The organism is Pinisolibacter sp. (assembly GCF_036782435.1).
In the GTDB taxonomy this organism is placed as follows: Bacteria; Pseudomonadota; Alphaproteobacteria; order Rhizobiales; family Ancalomicrobiaceae; genus CALBKH01.
On sequence record NZ_DAIPZB010000013.1, the window covers coordinates 44,991 to 62,906 of the forward strand.

General features: G+C 67.8%; 21 protein-coding genes. 6 read left to right on the top strand and 15 right to left on the bottom strand.

Annotated elements, in window-relative coordinates; all coding sequences use genetic code 11:
* Positions 1-155: 155 nt before the first annotated feature.
* The 4 genes from V7Q42_RS07755 to V7Q42_RS07770 form a co-directional block, all read right to left on the bottom strand.
* Entirely contained in the window at positions 156-437 is a 282-nt protein-coding gene (locus V7Q42_RS07755; RefSeq protein WP_333823364.1) for a BrnA antitoxin family protein, read from the bottom strand.
* Complete coding sequence (locus V7Q42_RS07760; RefSeq protein ID WP_333823365.1) at positions 379-663, bottom strand: BrnT family toxin; 285 nt, start codon at positions 661-663, stop codon at positions 379-381. Before V7Q42_RS07760 ends, V7Q42_RS07755 begins: the two co-directional genes overlap by 59 nt.
* Before the next feature lie 386 nt (positions 664-1,049).
* Positions 1,050-1,526, bottom strand: coding sequence for a peptidylprolyl isomerase (locus tag V7Q42_RS07765; RefSeq protein ID WP_333823366.1), 477 nt, complete (start codon positions 1,524-1,526; stop codon positions 1,050-1,052).
* Positions 1,527-1,629: 103 nt separating this feature from the next.
* Positions 1,630-2,010 (bottom strand): TfoX/Sxy family protein, encoded by a 381-nt coding sequence (locus V7Q42_RS07770; RefSeq protein ID WP_333823367.1) that lies wholly within the window; start codon positions 2,008-2,010, stop codon positions 1,630-1,632.
* Between the two features lie 149 nt (positions 2,011-2,159).
* Between V7Q42_RS07770 and V7Q42_RS07775 the strand changes: the two genes are divergently transcribed.
* Entirely contained in the window at positions 2,160-3,335 is a 1,176-nt protein-coding gene (locus tag V7Q42_RS07775) for a GNAT family N-acetyltransferase (RefSeq protein ID WP_333823369.1), read from the top strand.
* Between the two features lie 143 nt (positions 3,336-3,478).
* Here V7Q42_RS07775 and V7Q42_RS07780 read toward each other — a convergent pair whose 3' ends face one another.
* The 9 genes from V7Q42_RS07780 to V7Q42_RS07820 form a co-directional block, all read right to left on the bottom strand.
* Positions 3,479-3,928, bottom strand: a complete 450-nt coding sequence (locus V7Q42_RS07780) for a transcriptional regulator (protein ID WP_333823370.1) — start codon at positions 3,926-3,928, stop codon at positions 3,479-3,481.
* Positions 3,929-3,946: 18 nt separating this feature from the next.
* Positions 3,947-4,282, bottom strand: a complete 336-nt coding sequence (locus V7Q42_RS07785; RefSeq protein WP_333823371.1) for a DUF4258 domain-containing protein — start codon at positions 4,280-4,282, stop codon at positions 3,947-3,949.
* Between the two features lie 153 nt (positions 4,283-4,435).
* The gene (locus tag V7Q42_RS07790; protein WP_333823372.1) at positions 4,436-4,798 is read right to left on the bottom strand and encodes a HesB/IscA family protein; all 363 of its coding nucleotides are present in this window, start codon (positions 4,796-4,798) and stop codon (positions 4,436-4,438) included.
* Between the two features lie 12 nt (positions 4,799-4,810).
* Positions 4,811-5,197 (bottom strand): SUF system Fe-S cluster assembly protein, encoded by a 387-nt coding sequence (locus tag V7Q42_RS07795; protein WP_333823373.1) that lies wholly within the window; start codon positions 5,195-5,197, stop codon positions 4,811-4,813.
* Positions 5,198-5,220: 23 nt separating this feature from the next.
* On the bottom strand, positions 5,221-6,462 hold the full coding sequence (locus tag V7Q42_RS07800) for a cysteine desulfurase (protein WP_333823374.1): 1,242 nt from the start codon (positions 6,460-6,462) through the stop codon (positions 5,221-5,223).
* Positions 6,459-7,790 (bottom strand): Fe-S cluster assembly protein SufD, encoded by a 1,332-nt coding sequence (sufD, locus tag V7Q42_RS07805; protein ID WP_333823375.1) that lies wholly within the window; start codon positions 7,788-7,790, stop codon positions 6,459-6,461. The genes V7Q42_RS07800 and sufD overlap by 4 nt, the downstream gene beginning before the upstream one ends.
* Before the next feature lie 10 nt (positions 7,791-7,800).
* Entirely contained in the window at positions 7,801-8,559 is a 759-nt protein-coding gene (sufC, locus tag V7Q42_RS07810) for a Fe-S cluster assembly ATPase SufC (protein WP_333823376.1), read from the bottom strand.
* 288 nt (positions 8,560-8,847) lie between these two features.
* A complete protein-coding gene (gene sufB / locus V7Q42_RS07815) occupies positions 8,848-10,317 on the bottom strand; it encodes a Fe-S cluster assembly protein SufB (protein ID WP_333823377.1) in 1,470 nt (489 codons plus the stop codon).
* A gap of 103 nt (positions 10,318-10,420) precedes the next feature.
* Positions 10,421-11,578 carry a cysteine desulfurase family protein gene (locus tag V7Q42_RS07820; RefSeq protein ID WP_333823378.1) on the bottom strand — a complete coding sequence of 386 codons (1,158 nt, stop codon included), beginning with the start codon at positions 11,576-11,578 and terminating at the stop codon, positions 10,421-10,423.
* Between the two features lie 248 nt (positions 11,579-11,826).
* Here V7Q42_RS07820 and V7Q42_RS07825 point away from each other — a divergent pair, with 248 nt between their 5' ends.
* Together V7Q42_RS07825 and dapB are read left to right on the top strand one after the other, a co-directional pair.
* Positions 11,827-12,483: an alpha/beta hydrolase gene (locus V7Q42_RS07825; protein WP_333823379.1), complete on the top strand. Its 657-nt coding sequence runs from the start codon at positions 11,827-11,829 to the stop codon at positions 12,481-12,483.
* A gap of 192 nt (positions 12,484-12,675) precedes the next feature.
* Positions 12,676-13,482, top strand: coding sequence for a 4-hydroxy-tetrahydrodipicolinate reductase (dapB, locus tag V7Q42_RS07830; RefSeq protein WP_333823380.1), 807 nt, complete (start codon positions 12,676-12,678; stop codon positions 13,480-13,482).
* On the opposite strand, the gene V7Q42_RS07835 is transcribed toward dapB, so the two are convergent.
* Positions 13,472-13,909: a hypothetical protein gene (locus V7Q42_RS07835; RefSeq protein WP_333823381.1), complete on the bottom strand. Its 438-nt coding sequence runs from the start codon at positions 13,907-13,909 to the stop codon at positions 13,472-13,474. The genes dapB and V7Q42_RS07835 overlap by 11 nt on opposite strands.
* Positions 13,910-13,913: 4 nt before the next feature.
* Positions 13,914-15,026 (bottom strand): anhydro-N-acetylmuramic acid kinase, encoded by a 1,113-nt coding sequence (locus V7Q42_RS07840; RefSeq protein ID WP_333823382.1) that lies wholly within the window; start codon positions 15,024-15,026, stop codon positions 13,914-13,916.
* A gap of 107 nt (positions 15,027-15,133) precedes the next feature.
* Here V7Q42_RS07840 and tyrS point away from each other — a divergent pair, with 107 nt between their 5' ends.
* The 3 genes from tyrS (at position 15,134) to V7Q42_RS07855 (ending at position 17,914) form a co-directional block, all read left to right on the top strand.
* Complete coding sequence (gene tyrS / locus V7Q42_RS07845) at positions 15,134-16,414, top strand: tyrosine--tRNA ligase (protein ID WP_333823383.1); 1,281 nt, start codon at positions 15,134-15,136, stop codon at positions 16,412-16,414.
* Positions 16,415-16,830: 416 nt separating this feature from the next.
* Positions 16,831-17,376, top strand: a complete 546-nt coding sequence (locus V7Q42_RS07850) for a DUF2087 domain-containing protein (RefSeq protein ID WP_333823384.1) — start codon at positions 16,831-16,833, stop codon at positions 17,374-17,376.
* 112 nt (positions 17,377-17,488) lie between these two features.
* A complete protein-coding gene (locus tag V7Q42_RS07855) occupies positions 17,489-17,914 on the top strand; it encodes a winged helix-turn-helix domain-containing protein (RefSeq protein ID WP_333823385.1) in 426 nt (141 codons plus the stop codon).
* Positions 17,915-17,916: the final 2 nt, after the last annotated feature.

Here is a 17,916-nt window from a genome sequence, read left to right on the forward strand (position 1 = left end):
AGGGAGAGGGGTGCGCAGCCGATCCGCCGACTCGGCATCCGAGGAGACTTCGTGACCCCTCTCTCCGTCTCTCCCCCACAAGGGGGGAGAGGACCGGATGCGAGCGCCTTCGCAGAGTCCACGTCGGTACGAGACGGGATTTCGTCGGTTCGGTATCAGACGGCGTCGGGGTGATCCGCGAGCCAGTCTCGCAGCGCCCGGTCGATGCGGGCGTGCCAGCCGCGACCCGTCGCCCGGAACCGCGCCACCACGTCGGCCGACAGGCGCAGTCCCACCGTCACCTTGGTTGGCGACGCGTCCCCTCGCCCCCGGCGGATCAGCGTCGAGCCGATGTAGAGTTCGGCCCGCTCGAACATCTCGTCCGACCATTCCGGCGGATCATCGGGGTCGGTCCATGCGCCGGAAGGCGTCTTCGAAGCGTCGCGGTTCACGTTCATGGGCGTATCTCATCGCGAGAATCCGGCGGATACCGGGTCGCGCCACCCAGGTGAGCGCCACCAGCCGATCGCCGAGGAAGCCGAAAGTCGTCATGCGCTCCGCCTGCCTGCCCTCTCCGGCGAGATCGAAGTGGAGCCCGTCGAAGACCTCTCCCGCCGCGGCGAAGTCGATCCCTCGCTCCGCCAGCACCCGCCCGCGCTTGGCCTCGTCCCATTCGAACCGCATCTCCCCTGCCCCGCTCACGAGCCTCGGCGCCGCCGCGGCGACCGAGCGTCGAGACCGATCGTCCGCCCGCCTGCGAACGCCCCGTGACTCGTGCGGAACAATTCACCGCAAGATTGCAGTTTGCAACCACCGCTATTTTTGGGCACGTCGGTAGCAACAACCGCTCCGCGCCGCATCCCTCGGTCGAAGCGTCATACCGTCGGCCATCGAAAATGACCGATGGTATTCCTGACGCGAATTTCTCATGCCGCTGATACAGATGAGTAATTCGCGTGTCGTCGAAGGCCGGGTGCTTCGACACCTCCGGCTTCTGGTACAATCGGACGGACGAACGAAAACGGCCGGGCGCGAGGCCCGGCCGTGGAACATCGTCGTGGATGGGTGGATCAGCCCTGGATGTCGGCCATGACCTTCACCGACAGCATCTTGTCGGGGTTCATCACCGGCTCGCCGCGCTTGATCTTGTCGACGTTCTCCATGCCTTCCACGACCTTGCCCCACACCGTGTACTGGCGGTCGAGGAAGCGGGCGTCGTCGAAGCAGATGAAGAACTGCGAGTTGGCCGAGTTGGGGTTCTGGGCGCGGGCCATCGAGGCGGTGCCGCGGACGTGCGGCTCGGCGTTGAACTCCGCCTTCAGGTCCGGATACTTCGAGCCGCCGGTGCCGGTGCCGCGCGGGCAGCCGGTCTGTGCCATGAAGCCCTCGATGACGCGATGGAAGACGATGCCGTCGTAGAACCCCTCGCGCGCCAGCTTCTTGATGTGGGCGACGTGGCCCGGCGCCAGATCGGGGCGCATGGCGATGACCACCTTGCCCTGGGTGGTTTCGATGACGAGGGTGTTTTCCGGATCGAGATCGGCCATCGGCGCGTGTCCTTGGGAATGAGATCGTGGTCGAAAACCCGGGGCCGTCGACCCCGGAAAGTCGCCCCTTATCGACCGAAACCGCCGCGAGGGCAACCGCCGATCACGTCGCCTCCGGCGGCTTCCGCCCTTTCGCCGCCCGCCGCTTCGGCGCTTTCGCCGCCACCGCCGAGCGCATCGCCGCGCCGATCGCCGCCCGCCCCCAGTCGACGAAGGCATCCGGGTCGTCGAACACCTCCTCCGGCGCCCGCGCGTAGCTCATCACCGTGCGCCGCCCGTCCTTGGTGACGTAGGTGAAGCGCTCGAGCCCCCGTTCCTCGAAGCGCGGCGAGGTCTCGTCGTCCACTTTGAAATAGAGGGTGTCGTAGGCGACGAGGCCGAACATTCGGTCCTCGTACATCACCCCCCAACCGCCGAACATCTTCTTGAAGACGACGGGGCCGAGCGGCGCGCACAGCTCCTTCAGGAATTCGATGTCGGCCATGTCCCCTCCGGCGCGATCGGCACGGGCCCCCACCGCTGCGCACCGCCATGGTGATCCGACCGGCTCGCGCCGGCAACCGTCACGGGGCCGATTTGTCTCCCGCGCTCCGAGAGGCGAAACTGAGGCTCCAGAATCACCGACGACACCCGATGCCCATGACTTCGACGAGCGATCGTCCCGCTCCGAAAGAGAACGGCCCCGCGAATGTCGCCGATGGTGCCTTCCGCGCCGTCGCCACCTTCAACGTAGCCGACGCGGCGCTGTGGAGCCGCTGGCGAACCCTGGAGCGAGACGGTATCGCCACCGCCTTCCAGGCGGCGACGGTCGCCCGCCCGCTCCTGTGCGATCTCGCTCCGGCCTTCGGCGCCCGCCCCTTCGTCGTCGAGGTCTACGCCGCCGACGGCCGCCACGTGCTGTCGCTCGGGCTCACCCGCACCCGCTCGCTCCTGGCCCGCCGCGTCGGTTTCCCCGACTTCGGCCTGATCGACCACAACGCCCCGATCTGGCATCGCGAGCTCGATCTCTCGGGCGGACGCGCCGAAGCGTTGCGCCGGGCGATCCTCGCCGCCCTGCCCGGCCACGACGCCCTCCTCCTCGCCAAGATGCCGAAGACGGTCGAGGGCCACCCCAATCCCCTCGCCGATTGGCCGGGCGTGAGGGAGATGAACGTCGTCACCATGGTCTACGACCCGGCGAGGCGGCCGGCGACCGATCTCCCGGCGATGAAGGAGAGCGGCCGCAAACGCCGCAAACTCGACCGCGAGGGCGGCGCCATCCGTCGCGTCGACGATCCGGTCCGCGCCGCGGATCTGCTCGATTTCGCCTTCACGCTGAGGGCGGCCAAGGCCGGTCGCGACGGTCGCCGCGAGAGTCTGGACCAGCCCGACGTGCGCGCCTTCTACCGGACGATCGTCGCCGGCGGTCTGGCGGACGGCAGCGCGGTGGTCTGGGAGGTGGTCCTCGGCGAGCGCACCGTCGCCATGGTCCACGGCCTCGCCCGCGCCGGACACTTCCACGGCACCTTGATGGCGAGCGACGACGGCACCGGTCTCCAAGCCTACTCGCCCGGCATGATCGCCGTCGCCTCGGTGCTCGAGGATCACGTCGCCAGCCGCAGCGGCCTCTTCGACCTCGGGCCCGGCGAACATCCCTACAAGCGTCGCTTCGGCGGCGAGCCCTCGCCGCTCTACGAATACGACCGCGCCGCCACCCCCTTCGGCCTCGCCGCAGTCATCGACCGCGCCACCCGCCGCGCCCTCCGCGCCCGGCTGCGCCGCCACCCCGAATTTCGAGCCCGCCTCTATCGCCTGCTCGGGCGGGGGTGAGGCGGGTCGCGAAAAGGAACAGGCCCGTCGTTGCCGACGAGCCTGTTGCCGTGCATGGGACGACGAGGGGGGGCTTGCGCCCGCAAGTCTCGAAGCCAGCGTTTCAGATATGGATCTTCCGATCCGACCATTCGATGGTCGCTTCAGGCAGCCGCCTTCAGCACGTAATTGCTCGGGTCGGAACCGTCGATGACGATCGGCGGCGTTTCGGCGCTCGGAATACACCAGCCGGTCACATCCTTCACATCGATCGATTCGAGTTCGAGCCTCTGGGCAGCGAACAGCCGGATCAGCGCCTCCGCGTTGCTGTCGATCGGGAACTCTCCACGTTCCCAACGACTGATCGCGAGGGCTTCACGATGTACGATGACCGCCAGTTCGGCCTGGGTCAGGCCGATCTCGGTGCGCAGGAATCGCATTTCGCGACCGGTCATACCCGCCTTCTGGCGGACGATTCCGGTAGCGATCGCCTTGTGCAGGCCGTTGATGTTCGGCACGGTGATGCAGGTTTCTCCCGCATCGTCGGTGACGAAGCTGACGCCCTCGATGAACACGTTGTCGAGGCCGGATTCCGTGTAACGGTAAACGCTCATTCCCTTCTCCCAATGATGTCAGGTCTCGTCGACCCACATCACCGTGACGATTTTCATCCACGACTTCGCCGGATCAGGGATCACGACGACACGAACCATTCGATTTCCCGAATTCGGCGACCTGTTTTCCGGGTGGTACTTGAACAACCCGGGCTGCGTCGAAGGTTCGGGATCTCGGTGGACGAATCCTTCTTTCAGGACCCAAAGCACGTCGCCGATCACCATGTCTCTATCGGCCATGCGCATCTTCGCATGATCCGTATAGGCGAGACGCAGTTCCGGCGAACGAGCCAAAACTTGGATGTTGCGTGTCGCCTCGGCTCGGCTCCATGGCTGTTTCGTCGGGTTCGGCATCATTCCGTCCGCATGAACTTATCACCATGATAAGTCCGACACCAGATATCGGAGTCGAACATGGTGAAATCAAGGTTCGATGCGGCGATATTGCCACAGATTTTATATACGGAATATGCCCGCGCAGATTGCGTTGGCGATTATCCCCTACCCTCACACTTTCGCCGCTTCCAGCGACACCGATTCACCGCAGCCGCAGGCGGAGACCTGGTTGGGGTTCTCGAAGGTGAAGGTGGACTGCATCTTGTCGGTCTTGAAATCGACCGTGGTGCCGAGGAGATAGAGCGTCGCCTCCGGTGCGATGTAGACCTTGACGCCGTCCTGCTCGACCACGTCGTCCTTCGGGTCGGGGTCGGTCACCATCTCGATCTTGTAGGTCATGCCGGCGCAGCCGCCCTTGTCGAGGCCGAGGCGCAGACCGGCGATCGGCGTCGCCGAGCCGGCGACGATCGACCTCAGACGGGCGACCGCCGCGTCGGTGAGCTTCACCACCGGCATTCCACCGAAGAGACCCATGGCACTCTCCTCTCAGTACATGTCGAGCGCGATGCGCGCTTCGTCGGACATACGATCCTGCGTCCACGGCGGATCGAAGACGAGGTTCACCGTCACTTCGTTGATGCCGTGGACCGCGCGAATGGCGTTCTGCACCCAGTCGGGCATCTCGCCGGCGACCGGACAACCCGGCGCCGTCAGCGTCATCTCCACCGCGACGTTGCGATCGTCGTCGATGTCGACCTTGTAGATCAGGCCGAGCTCGTAGATGTCGGCCGGGATCTCCGGGTCGTAGACCGTCTTCAGCGCCCCGACGATGTCCTGGGTCAGCCGCTCCAGCTCCTCCGGCGGGATCGCCGAGCCGCCGGACGTCGCCACCTTCGCCGGACCTTCGGTGAAATGAGTATCGTAGGCTTCCATGGGTTCGATCCTCGGGGAGCGGGTCAGGCGAAGAAGTCCTGGGCCTTGGCGAGGCCTTCGACCAGACGGTCGACCTCGTCGAGGCGGTTGTACATGGCGAAGGACGCCCGGCACGTCGAACTGACGCCATAGCGCTTCAGGAGCGGCTGGGCGCAATGCGTGCCGGCGCGCACCGCGATTCCGTAGCGATCGAGGATCGTCGCGACATCATGGGCGTGCGCTCCGGCCATTTCGAAGGCGACGATCGCCCCCTTGCCCGGCGCGGTACCGAAGATCTTGACCGAGTTGAGCGAGCCGAGCCGCTCGTGGGCATAGGCCGCGAGCTTCGCCTCGTGCGCCGCGATCCGCTCGCGCCCGACGCTCTCCATGTAGGCGAGCGCCGCGCCGAGCCCGGCCGCCTCGATGATCGGCGGCGTACCGGCCTCGAAACGATGCGGCGGTTCGCCGTAGGTCACCATCTCCTCGGTCACGTCCTTGATCATCTCGCCGCCACCGAGGAACGGCGGCATCGAGGCGAGGAGATCGTAACGCCCATAGACCGCGCCGATGCCGGTCGGCCCGTAGAGCTTGTGGCCGGTGATGACGTAGAAATCGCAGCCGATGTCCTTGACGTCGACCGGCAGATGGACGGCGGCCTGGGAGCCGTCGATCAGCACCTTGGCGCCGACGGCGTGGGCCTTCTCGCAGACCGCCTTCACCGGCACGACCGTGCCGGTGACGTTCGACATCTGCGTCATCGCCACGATCTTGGTCCTGGGCCCGAGCAGCTTCTCGAACTCCTCCATCAGGAAGGAGCCGTCCTCGGCCACCGGCGCCCACTTGATCACCGCGCCGCGCCGTTCCCTGAGGAAATGCCAGGGCACGATGTTGGAGTGGTGCTCGAGGATCGACAGCACGATCTCGTCGCCCGGCTGGATCGACTGACCCAGCGAATTGGCGACGAGGTTGATGCCTTCGGTGGTCGACTTGGTGAAGATGATCTCGTCGGACGACGCCGCGCCGAGGAAGCGGCGGACGATCTCGCGCGCCCCCTCGTAGGCCTCGGTCGCCGCATTGGCGAGATGGTGCAGGCCGCGATGGACGTTGGCGTAGCGGTGCTCCATCACGTCGACCATCTCGTCGATGACGGCTCGCGGCTTCTGGGCCGAAGCGCCGTTGTCGAGGTAGACGAGCGGCTTGCCGTGGACCGTGGTCGAAAGGATCGGGAAATCCGCCCGGATCTTCTCGACATCGTAGGTGCCGAGGTCGGTGGTCGGAGCGTTCATGGCCGATTCCCCCGCGCGTCGATCCAGCCGTCGATCTCGCCCTCGATCGCGGTGCGCACGCCCTCGTCCGAGATGGCGTCGGTGACCTCGCCGAGGAAGGCGTGGATGAGCAGCCGCTCGGTCTCGTCGGCCGGGATGCCGCGGCTCATCAGATAGAACTTCAGCGTCTCGTCGATCTCGGCCACCGTCGCACCGTGGGCGCAGGCGACGTCGTCGGCGAAGATCTCGAGCTCCGGCTTGGCCTTGGCCTCGGCCCGGTCGGAGAGCAGCACCGCGTGCGCCCCCATCCGTCCGTCGGTCTGCTGCGCCGCCGGCTGCACGGTGATGCGGCCCTGGAAGACCGAGGTCGCCTCGTCGTCGACCGCCGACTTGTAGAGTTCGCGGCTGGTCGCACCGGGACCGACGTGTTCGACCACCAGCGTCGCATCGGCATGGGTCCGACCCTTGGCGAGCGTCGCACCGCGCGTCTGCAAGTCGGCGTGGGCGCCGAGCGTCGCGAAGACCTGGGTACGGGCGATCTTCGCCCCGAGAGTCGCCACCGTGTGATCGAGCGCGGCGTGATCGCCGATCGCCACCGCCAGGGTCGAGAAGCGCGCGCCGTCGTGGCTCTCGCGCTGCCGATCGACCCAGGTGACCTTCGCCTTCGCGGCGACGGTCATCTCGACCAGCGTATGGGCGTGAACGACCGAGCCTTCCGGGCTCTCGTGGCTCTCGAGCACCGTCGCCGACGCCCCCTCGCCCACCTCGACGAGATGACGCACGAAGGCCGAGGCCGAGACCCCGGTCGACACGTGACGGATCTCCAGCGGCCGCGCCATCGTCGCCCCGTCGGCGACGCGCAGCACCAGACCGTCGGAGAAGAAGGCTGAGACGAGGCTGACAAGCGGATCGGTCTCCGCCGCCGTCCCCGGCGCCACCCGGGCCCCGAGACCGCGGACCGCCCCGTCCGACGCCATCGTCGCGGCGAGCGTCGCAACGCTCACGCCGTCACCCAGCCCGGCGAGATCGGAGAGATCGGCGACGAACCAGCCGTCGACGAACACCGCCCGCGCCGGTTTCACGGCGGCGAAGACGTCGGCGCCGAGCGCTGCCCGAGCCGCGTCGAGCGACGGCCGAGCGGCCGGCTCCGGGGCGCTCGCCAACATCGAGCGCAGGTCGGTGAAGTGATAGGCCTCGACGCGACGATGCGGCAGGCCCTGCGCGGCGAACCGTGCGAAGGCCGTCTCGCGGTCGAGATCCGGCAATTCGGCGTCGATCCGCCGGAAGGCCGCTTCCAGCGCCTCCTCGGCCTTCGTCCGCCGTCGATCGGGAGCGAGTACCAGGTTCATCGCCGCCCCCTCACGCCGCTTCTTCCGAAGCGTAGTCGGCATAGCCCTTCGCCTCGAGTTCGAGCGCCAGTTCCGGCCCGCCGGTCTTCACGATCCGCCCCTTGGAGAGGACGTGGACGACGTCCGGGCGGATGTGGTCGAGGAGGCGCTGATAATGGGTGATGACGATGAACGAGCGGTTCGGCGCCCTGAGCGCGTTGACGCCGTCGGAGACGACCTTCAGCGCGTCGATGTCGAGGCCCGAGTCGGTCTCGTCGAGGATGCACAGCTTCGGCTGCAGGATCGCCATCTGCAGGATCTCGTTGCGCTTCTTCTCACCGCCGGAGAAGCCGACGTTGACCGGGCGCTTGAGCATGTCCTGGGTGATCTTGAGCTTGCCGGCCTCGGTGCGGACGAGACGCATGAAGTCCGGGGTCGAGATCTCGTCTTGCCCACGCGCCTTGCGCTGGGCGTTGAGCGCCGCCTTGAGGAAGGTCATGTTGGCGACGCCGGGGATCTCCACCGGATACTGGAAGGCGAGGAAGACGCCGTTGGCCGCACGCAGCGACGGATCCATGTCGAGGATGTCGACGCCGTCGAGCATCGCCGCGCCGTCGGTGACGCGGTAGCCGGGCTTGCCGGCGAGCACGTGGGAGAGGGTCGACTTGCCCGCCCCGTTCGGCCCCATGATGGCGTGGACCTCGCCGGACTTCACCACGAGGTCGAGCCCGCGCAGGATCTCGCGCCCTTCATTCTCGATCTCGGCATGCAGGTTCTTGATCTCGAGCATCGTATCGTTCCGTTTCGTACGGCCTTTCGGCCTTCGATCTCACTTCATCGCCCGCGCTCACGCCGATGTGGCGGATCGAGCGGGCCGCGAACTGCAAATCCTTCTCCCCTTGCGGGAGAAGGTGGCCGAAGGCCGGATGAGGGGTCTGGACCTCTCCGCGAACCTCGGCATCCGGGAAACGCTTCCTGCCGCTTCGCGGCGCCCCCTCATCCGCCCCTTCGGGGCACCTTCTCCCGCGCGGGGAGAAGGGAGGCGCCGGTCGCCGGAGAGGCATCCCTCCCCGGGCTCCTACCCCACCGAGCCTTCGAGGCTCACGCCGATCAGCTTCTGCGCTTCCACCGCGAATTCCATCGGCAGCTGCTGCAGCACGTCGCGGACGAAGCCGTTGACGATCAGCGCCACCGCCTCCTCCGGGTCGAGCCCGCGGGAGATGCAGTAGAACAGCTGGTCGTCGGAGATCTTCGACGTGGTCGCCTCGTGCTCGACCTTGGCGCGGGGATTGCCGCTCTCGAGATAGGGCACCGTGTGGGCGCCGCAGTCGTGGCCGATGAGCAGGCTGTCGCAGTTGGTGAAGGAGCGCGCCCCGTCGGCCTTGCGATTGACCTTCACCTGACCGCGGTAGGTGTTCTGCGAGTGGCCGGCCGAGATGCCCTTGGAGATGATCCGGCTCGAGGTGCGCTTGCCGAGGTGGATCATCTTGGTGCCGCTGTCGACCTGCTGACGGCCGTTCGACACCGCGATCGAGTAGAACTCGCCCTTCGAGTCGTCGCCGCGCAGGATGCAGCTCGGGTACTTCCAGGTGATGGCCGAGCCGGTCTCCACCTGCGTCCACGAGATCTTCGAGCGATCACCCCGGCAATCGCCACGCTTGGTGACGAAGTTGTAGATGCCGCCCTTGCCGTCCTTGTCGCCGGGATACCAGTTCTGGACGGTCGAGTACTTGATCTCGGCGTCTTCCATGGCGACGAGTTCGACCACCGCGGCATGGAGCTGGTTCTCGTCGCGCTGCGGCGCGGTGCAGCCCTCGAGATAGCTCACGTAGGAGCCCTTCTCGGCGATGATCAGCGTGCGCTCGAACTGACCGGTCTTCTTCTCGTTGATGCGGAAGTAGGTGGAGAGTTCCATCGGACAGCGCACCCCTTCCGGGATGTAGACGAAGGAGCCGTCCGAAAAGACCGCCGAATTGAGGGTGGCATAATAGTTGTCGGTGACCGGCACGACCGAACCGAGGTACTTCTTCACCAGATCCGGATGCTCACGCATCGCTTCGGAGATCGAGCAGAAGATGATGCCGTGCTTCGACAATTCCTCGCGGAAGGTGGTGACCACCGAGACCGAGTCGAAGACCGCGTCGACCGCCACCTTGGCGCCTTCGACGCCCGCCAGCACCGCCTGCTCCCGGAGCGGAATGCCCAGCTTCTCGTAGGTCTTGAGCAGCTCCGGATCGACCTCGTCGAGGCTCTTCGGCCCCGGCGTCGATTTCGGCGCAGCGTAATAGTAGATGTCCTGGAAGTCGATCTGCGGGTAGTGCACCCGCGCCCACGTCGGCTCCTCCATGGTCAGCCAACGCTTGTAGGCGTCGAGCCGCCATTCGAGCATCCACTCGGGCTCGTTCTTCTTCGCGGAGATGAAGCGGATGACGTCTTCGCCGAGCCCTTTGCGGGCGCGCTCCGACTCGATGTCGGTCTCGAAGCCGTACTTGTACTGGTCAACGTCGATCGCCCGGACCTGGTCGACCGTCTCTTTCACTGCAGCCATGTGTTTCTCTCTTCACAGCGCGGGTTCAAGGCCCGTGGGTTCGAGAAGGATTCCAACCTAATCGCAATTCCGTTCGCGGTCGAAGGATTTTCTCCGATCGACCTCACTTTCGTGCGAGCCGGCCCATCACCCGCGCCCACACCGCGACGAAGCGCTCGGCTTCCTCTCGGGTGGTCCCGGGACCGATGGAGATCCGGAGCCCGGAGCGGACGACGTCCGCCGGAAGCCCCATCGCCTCGGCCACATGGCTCGGCCCGACCTTGCCCGAAGAGCAGGCCGAACCGGCCGAGATCGCCACACCCTCGAGGTCGAAGGCGATCACCGCCGTCTCGGCCGAGACGCCCGGAACCGCGATCATCGATGTGTTGGCGATCCGCCGCGCCGCGGCGCCGAACACATTCGCATTGGAAGATATAGAGCGTAGCTCGGCTTCCAACCAGTCCCGCAGCTCTGAAACATACGCGATTTCGCGTAGGTGCCGTCGCGCCTGCGCCGCCGCCACGCCGAAAGCGGCGATTCCGGGCGTCGCATGGGTGCCACCGCGCCGGTTCGCCTCCTGCGATCCCGGGATCAGCGCCGCCGGCAGTACCTCCGGATTGCGCAGGATCAGCGCGCCCGTCCCCGGCAATCCGCCGATCTTGTGGGCCGAGAGCGCCATCGTATCGACGTCGAGCCCCGGATCGTCGAGCCGCAGTCGGCCCGCCCCCTGCACAGCGTCGCAATGGCTGAAGCCCCCCGCCGCTCGCACCAACCGAGCGATCTCGGCCACCGGCTGGATCACCCCGGTCTCCGAATTGGCGAGCTGGACGGCGACCATCACCTGCTCGCCGTCGTGCGTCGCCCGTTCGAGCCGCTCGCCGAGGCGGTCGAGCCGCAGCACCCCGTCGCCGTCGACCGGCAGCCGCTCCACCCGATCGGGCGGAAAGCGCCCGCCGGAGAGCACCGACGGATGCTCCGTCGCCCCGACCAGCAGCCGGTCGACGACGATCTCGTCGCGCCCGACCGTGAGCCTCGGCGTCAGCGCCGTGACATTGGCTTCCGTCGCTCCCGAGGTGAAGACCACCCGCGCCGGCGCCACGCCGGCGAGCAGCGCCACCTCCTCGCATGCCGTTTCGATCCGCCCGCGCGCCGCCCGGCCTTCGGCGTGAACCGACGACGGATTGCCCCCGGCCCGCGCCGCCGCCACCGCCGCGTCGAGTGCGGCCTCGAGCACCGGCGCACCGGCGTTGTGATCGAAGTGGAGGCGCTGCGTCGTCGGCACCGTCGTTCCGTTCGTCTTCCCTAGGGACAGGAGACGCGAAGTCCCGCGCCGATCGCGGCCCTCCTCCCCTCGTGTCGGATTTGCTTGAAATTCGCCCCCCGGGTCGTGGTAACAGTGGCGACCCACGACGGATCCCCTCCGTCGCGCCACCACTCCATCCCAGGGGACGGGCGCCTCTCGGCACCCTTCGGCGAACCGCCGGAGCGCCGCATACGCTGCTCGCCCCGATCGCGAGGTCGATCCTACCCATGCCCGAGGTGATCTTCAACGGACCGGCCGGTCGCATCGAGGGGCGCTTCCAGCCCGCCAAGGTGCGCAACGCGCCGATCGCGCTGATTCTTCATCCCCATCCGCAGTTCGGCGGGACGATGAACAATCAGATCGCCTATCAGCTGTTCTACATGTTCGCCAAGCGCGGCTTCGCCGTGCTGCGCTTCAACTTCCGTGGCGTCGGCCGCTCTCAAGGCGCCTTCGATCACGGCGCCGGTGAACTCTCGGATGCCGCCGCCGCCCTCGATTGGGCCCAGACCATCCACCCCGACGCCCGCTCGTGCTGGATCGCCGGCTTCTCCTTCGGCGCCTGGATCGGCATGCAACTGCTGATGCGCCGCCCGGAGATCGAGGGTTTCATCTCGATCGCCCCGCCGGCCAACCTGCACGACTTCTCCTTCCTCGCCCCCTGCCCGTCGTCCGGCCTGATCATCCACGGCGACGTCGACAAGGTGGTGCCTCAGAAGGACATCCAGACGCTGGTCGACAAGCTCAAGACCCAGAAGGGCATCGTCATCGACCAGAAGATCGTCGAAGGGGCGAACCACTTCTTCGAGAACAAGGTCGAAGAGCTGATGGGCCACTGCGAGTCCTACGTCGACATGCGCCTCGCCATGGCCAACGAGACGGTTTGAGCGAAGCAGTCCGAAGAACGCGACCTCGACGGCGGTGGACGGTGCCGTCCGCCGCCGTCGCCGTTTTCGGGCGGCATACGGGCGAGCGCTCCTCCACCCGTCGATCCGCTTGAAGGATCGATCAGGGGATTTGGATGGCGCCGCGGCGGCGCGCGCGCCAAGATCGCCCCTCGAACCATCGAGGAGACCTCCATGCCCCTTCGCCTCGTCGTCGCCGGCGCCACCGGCTGGGTCGGCCGCGCTCTCGTCGCCGCGATCACCGCCGCACCCGATCTCGACCTCGTCGGCGCCGTCGCCCGCTCCCGTGCCGGCGAGGACGCGGGGCTGGCGAGCGGGCTCGCGCCGACCGGCGTCACCCTCACCGCCACCCTCGAGGAGGCGCTCGCCGTCGCCTCCGACGTGGTGATCGACTACACCAAGCCGCATGTCGTGAAGGGCCATGCGCTGACCGCGCTGGCGAGCGGCCGCCACGTGGTGATCGGCACCTCGGGATTGACCGCCGACGACTACGAGGAGATCGACACCGCCGCGAAGGCCGCCGGCCGCGGCGTCATCGCCGCCGGCAATTTCTCGATCACCGCGACGCTTCTGCGGAAATTCGCCCTCGAGGCCGCCCGCCTCGTCGCCGATGTCGAGATCATCGACTACGCCTCGCCGGCCAAGCCGGATGTCCCTTCGGGCACCGGACGCGAACTCGCCGAGGCGCTCTCCGCCATCCGCCGCCCCGGCACGTCCAAGCCGGTCGACGAACTGACCGGCCTGAAGGAGACGCGCGGCGCCACCGTCGCCCGGCCGACGCCGATCCAGATCCACTCGGTGCGGATGCCGTCCTTCGTGCTCTCCTGCGAGGCGATCTTCGGCGCCCCCGAGGAACGCCTCGTCATCCGCCACGACGCCGGCTCCTCCGCCGCCCCTTACGTCGGCGGCACGCTGCTCGCCGCCCGCAAGGTGGTCGAGCGCGTCGGCCTGACGCGCGGCATGGAGAGCCTCATCGGCTGAGACGGTTCGGACGAACCTCCGCGACCTTGCGCCGCCACACCACCGCACCGCCGGCGCCGGAAGCCGCCGCTTTCACGGCGCGCGGCGAGCCGTTCGGCTTCGCCGTCTCGGAGCGGACCGGTGGCGACGGTCGCAGTGCCGCCGCGCCACCCGGACGCGGCGATCGCCACCCCGAGATGGCGAGCCAGAGAAGCACCATCCCGCAGAACCCGACCCAGCCGGCATAGGCCGTGAGCCACTGCTCCTCCTCCGAGGCCTGCCACAGCTCGGAGCTCAGATGGCCGAAGATTCGCACCGGTTCGCCGAGGTCGATCGCGTCGAGGACGCGCCCCGCTTCGCCGAGGAGCCCGAGACCGACGATGCCGACCAGGATCGGGCGGCGGGTGGCGATGTCGCGCAGGGCGCGGAAGGTGCGAAACGGATTCATCACCTCACGCCCTCGCCGTCACGCCGCCGCAGGTCGGTTCCTTCACCCCCGTCGTCCCGGGGAAGGACAGCGGCAACCCCTCGAGGTGGCGCACCGCGAGATGGGCGAAGGCCTGCGCCTCGAGGAAGTCGGTCGACCAGCCGACGGCGCTCGCCGTCGTCACCGGCACGTTGGTGCGCTCTACGATCATCCCCATCAGTGTCGGATTGTGCGCCCCGCCGCCGGCGACCACCAGGGTCCGCGGCATCTCGGGCAAGAGCCGCAGCCCGGCCGCCACCGCCGCCGCGGTGAAGGCGGTGAGCGTCGCCGCCCCGTCGGCCGTCGAGAGGCCTTCCACCGCGGCGCGCGAGAAGGCGTTGCGATCGAGCGACTTCGGCGGCGGCGCGTCGAAGAACGGATGGGCGAGGAGCCGCGCCAGCACGTCCTCGTCGACCCGCCCCTTCGCCGCCAGACGGCCGTCCTCGTCGACCGGCTGCCCGGTCCTTTCGAGGCACCAGTCGTCGATCAGCGCGTTGCCGGGACCGCAGTCGAAGGCGAGGAGATCGCCCTCGCCGCCGTCGCCGACGAAGGTGAGGTTCGCCACCCCGCCGACGTTGAGCACCGCCACCGGCCGCGGCAGATCGGATTTCGCCACCAGCCCGGCGTGATAGATCGGCACCAGCGGCGCTCCCTCGCCGCCCGCCGCCACGTCGGCGGCGCGGAAGTCGTAGACCACCGGCGCGCCGATCGCCCGGGCGAGCGCCAACCCGTCGCCGAGCTGCACCGTGATCCCCCGCCCCGGGGCGTGGAGCACCGTCTGGCCGTGGAAGCCGATCACCGCGACGTCGAGGGACGAGAGACCGTAGGTCGCGAAGAACGCCTTCACCGCGTCGACGTGCGCCTCGGTCACCACCCGTTCTGCGAGGACGAATTCCGCCGGTCGTTCGGATCGTCGGGCGATGGTCGGCGCCTCCATGACCGCCACGCGGATCGCCGCGCGTTCACTCTCCGAATAGGGCCGGAACAGCGTCGGCCCGAACTGTGTGACGGTGCGCCCGTCGGTCTCGATCGCCGCCACGTCGACGCCGTCCATCGACGTGCCGCTCATCAGACCGATCGCCAAGCGTTGTCCAGCCATCCTCGCCTCGTCCTTCGCCCGCATCGGGGGGTGCGATCGGCTCCGCGAGATGCTATGAGCCGACGCCGGCCTCTCGAGGCCCCGCATCCTATAGGGTTCCGCCGATCATGACCGCGTTCAAGTCCGATTTCCTGCGCGTGCTCTCCGAGCGCGGCTTCATCCACCAGATCTCCGATCCGGCAGGTCTCGACGAAGCCTGCGCCAAGGGTCCGATCACCGCCTATATCGGCTTCGACGCGACCGCCCCCTCGCTCCACGCCGGCTCGCTGATCCAGATCATGATGCTGCACTGGATGCAGGAGACCGGTCATCGGCCGATCGCCCTGATGGGCGGCGGCACCACCATGATCGGCGATCCGTCGTTCAAGGACGAGGCGCGCAAGCTCCTCACCGTCGAGGACATCGACCGGAACCTGGAGGGCATCAAGCGGGTGTTCTCGAAGTTCCTCGACTTCGACGGCGGCCGAGCCTTGATGATCAACAACGCCGACTGGCTGCGCCACCTCAACTACGTCGAGTTCCTGCGCGATGTCGGCCGCCACTTCTCGGTCAACAAGATGCTCAGCTACGACTCGGTCAAGCTGCGCCTCGACCGCGAGCAGTCGCTGAGCTTCCTCGAGTTCAACTACATGATCCTGCAGGGCTACGACTTCGTCGAGCTCCACCGCCGCACCGGCTGCATCCTGCAGATGGGCGGCTCGGATCAGTGGGGCAACATCGTCAACGGCATCGATCTCGGCCACAAGATGGAGCGGGCGCAGTTCTACGCGCTGACCTCGCCGCTACTCACCACCTCGTCGGGCGGCAAGATGGGCAAGACCGCCTCCGGCGCGATCTGGCTCGAGCCCGACATGCTCAGCCCCTACGACTACTGGCAGTATTGGCGCAACACCGAGGACGCCGACGTCGGCCGCTTCTTCAAGCTCTACACCAAGCTGCCGATGGACGAGATCGCCCGCCTCGCTGCGCTGGGCGGGGCCGAGATCAACGAAGCCAAGAAGATCCTGGCGACCGAGGTCACCGCCCTCGTCCACGGCCGCACCGCGGCCGATCAGGCGGCCGAGACGGCGCGCAAGACCTTCGAGGAAGGCGCGCTCGCCGCGACGCTGCCGACGGTCGAGATCCCCACCGCCGAGCTTTCCGCCGGCCTCGGCGTCCTCGCTGCCTTCGTCCGCGCCGGCCTCGCCGCCTCCAACGGCGAAGCCCGCCGGGCGGTCCAGGGCGGCGCAGTCAAGGTCAACGACGTCCCGGTCGCCGACGAGCGCCTGACGCTCACCGCCGCCGACCTCGTCGACGGCGTGATCAAGCTCTCCCAGGGCAAGAAGAAGCACGTGCTGCTGAAGCCGGTGAATTTGGGCCCGATCCCGGACGGAGGGGATTGGGAGTGATCCGACAAGCGAATTGAGGCCGTCATCCCCGGCCGGAGCGAAGCGGAGGGGAAGGGGATCCAGGCGGCGTCTCGCCGAACCGAAACGTCGCTGGGTCCCCTTCCCTCGCCCTTCGGGCTCGCCGGGGACGACGGCCGAGAATCGGGAGCGACGTCCCTCCCCCACACGTCTCGCGTCCACCAGTGGTCGACGTCACAGGATGGCCCTCGCCGTTCACCTCCGCCTTGAAATCGCTCCCCTCCCCGGCGTATGAACACCCTCGGTCGGCAGTTCACCGAGGCGTCGCCACCCCTCACGGGGCAAGCTCAACCTGCCATCATCTCCGCACTCGACACGCCTTCTCGTCGTGCCGCGTCGGCAAGGGCGACCACCGGCAGTCCTCAGGACCCCTGCGGCACATCGCACGAGGAAGAGCGATGTCCAGAACGCCCCTGCCCTTCGCCACGAGCGACATCTCCGCGCTCGCCCGTTCGCTCGCCCGCCAGTCGGCGGACCACGACGGCGCCCCCGGTCACGTCGATTGGCTGAACATGCTGGCGCGCGGCGTCGGCTTCTCGAACTTCCAGCATTTCCGCGCCCAGGCGGAGGACCGCGAGAAGCTCGAGACCCCACCACCGCCGACCGTGCCGGTCGACATGGTCCGCCTCGCCCGCATCGCTCGCTATTTCGACGAGGCGGGCAAGTTGATCCGCTGGCCCGGAAAAGCGAGCCATCGGCCGGATTGCCTGTGGGTGATGTGGTCGCGCCTGCCGGCCGATCGGGTCATGCACGAACGCGAGGTCAACCGGCGCCTCGGTGCCGAACATCTCTTCGGCGACCATGCGCTGCTGCGGCGCGAGTTGGTCGACAACGGCCTGATGCGCCGGACGATCGACGGCCGCGAATACCGCCGCATCGAAAAGGCACCACCGGCCGAAGCGCGGGAAGCGATCCGTCTCGTCGGCCGACGCACCCGGTCGTGACCGCGATGCGGGGAGACACCCCTCTCCCCGCATCCGACCCTTCGATGGATCGCGATCCGGTGCTAGGGTCGGGCGACACCTCATCGCCGAGCCGAAGCAGCGGAAGCTCCCCATGTCCGACAAGGTCGTCGTTCTCGCCGACGAACGCCCCGCCCCCTCCGACGGCCCCCTCGTGCGCGCCCGGCTCAGACTGCGGCTCGTCCTCGGCGCCGGTCACAAGCTCGGCCCCGGCAAGATCGATCTCCTGGAGGCGATCGCCGCCACCGGGTCGATCAGCGGCGCCGGTCGCACCATGGGCATGAGCTATCGCCGCGCCTGGATCCTCATCGACGAGGCCAATCGCATGTTCACCGAACCGCTGGTCGCCACCGCGGCGGGCGGCGCCGGTGGTGGCGGGGCGCATCTGACCGATCTCGGCCGCGAGGTCGTCGCCGCCTTCCGCCGCATCGAGGCGAGAACGCGCGAGGCGATCGCCGAGGAACTCGGCCCCGTCGAGGCGCGTTTCGCCGATCTCGACGCACCGCTCCCCGAGCGCTGATC

Bases quoted from the DNA above. Each gene is read 5' to 3' on its own strand.
- V7Q42_RS07755 (WP_333823364.1), bottom strand. From the start codon at position 437: ATGAACGTGAACCGCGACGCTTCGAAGACGCCTTCCGGCGCATGGACC.
- V7Q42_RS07760 (WP_333823365.1), bottom strand. From the start codon at position 663: ATGCGGTTCGAATGGGACGAGGCCAAGCGCGGGCGGGTGCTGGCGGAG.
- V7Q42_RS07765 (WP_333823366.1), bottom strand. From the start codon at position 1,526: ATGGCCGATCTCGATCCGGAAAACACCCTCGTCATCGAAACCACCCAG.
- V7Q42_RS07770 (WP_333823367.1), bottom strand. From the start codon at position 2,010: ATGGCCGACATCGAATTCCTGAAGGAGCTGTGCGCGCCGCTCGGCCCC.
- V7Q42_RS07775 (WP_333823369.1), top strand. From the start codon at position 2,160: ATGCCCATGACTTCGACGAGCGATCGTCCCGCTCCGAAAGAGAACGGC.
- V7Q42_RS07780 (WP_333823370.1), bottom strand. From the start codon at position 3,928: ATGAGCGTTTACCGTTACACGGAATCCGGCCTCGACAACGTGTTCATC.
- V7Q42_RS07785 (WP_333823371.1), bottom strand. From the start codon at position 4,282: ATGCCGAACCCGACGAAACAGCCATGGAGCCGAGCCGAGGCGACACGC.
- V7Q42_RS07790 (WP_333823372.1), bottom strand. From the start codon at position 4,798: ATGGGTCTCTTCGGTGGAATGCCGGTGGTGAAGCTCACCGACGCGGCG.
- V7Q42_RS07795 (WP_333823373.1), bottom strand. From the start codon at position 5,197: ATGGAAGCCTACGATACTCATTTCACCGAAGGTCCGGCGAAGGTGGCG.
- V7Q42_RS07800 (WP_333823374.1), bottom strand. From the start codon at position 6,462: ATGAACGCTCCGACCACCGACCTCGGCACCTACGATGTCGAGAAGATC.
- sufD (WP_333823375.1), bottom strand. From the start codon at position 7,790: ATGAACCTGGTACTCGCTCCCGATCGACGGCGGACGAAGGCCGAGGAG.
- sufC (WP_333823376.1), bottom strand. From the start codon at position 8,559: ATGCTCGAGATCAAGAACCTGCATGCCGAGATCGAGAATGAAGGGCGC.
- sufB (WP_333823377.1), bottom strand. From the start codon at position 10,317: ATGGCTGCAGTGAAAGAGACGGTCGACCAGGTCCGGGCGATCGACGTT.
- V7Q42_RS07825 (WP_333823379.1), top strand. From the start codon at position 11,827: ATGCCCGAGGTGATCTTCAACGGACCGGCCGGTCGCATCGAGGGGCGC.
- dapB (WP_333823380.1), top strand. From the start codon at position 12,676: ATGCCCCTTCGCCTCGTCGTCGCCGGCGCCACCGGCTGGGTCGGCCGC.
- V7Q42_RS07835 (WP_333823381.1), bottom strand. From the start codon at position 13,909: ATGAATCCGTTTCGCACCTTCCGCGCCCTGCGCGACATCGCCACCCGC.
- V7Q42_RS07840 (WP_333823382.1), bottom strand. From the start codon at position 15,026: ATGGCTGGACAACGCTTGGCGATCGGTCTGATGAGCGGCACGTCGATG.
- tyrS (WP_333823383.1), top strand. From the start codon at position 15,134: ATGACCGCGTTCAAGTCCGATTTCCTGCGCGTGCTCTCCGAGCGCGGC.
- V7Q42_RS07850 (WP_333823384.1), top strand. From the start codon at position 16,831: ATGTCCAGAACGCCCCTGCCCTTCGCCACGAGCGACATCTCCGCGCTC.
- V7Q42_RS07855 (WP_333823385.1), top strand. From the start codon at position 17,489: ATGTCCGACAAGGTCGTCGTTCTCGCCGACGAACGCCCCGCCCCCTCC.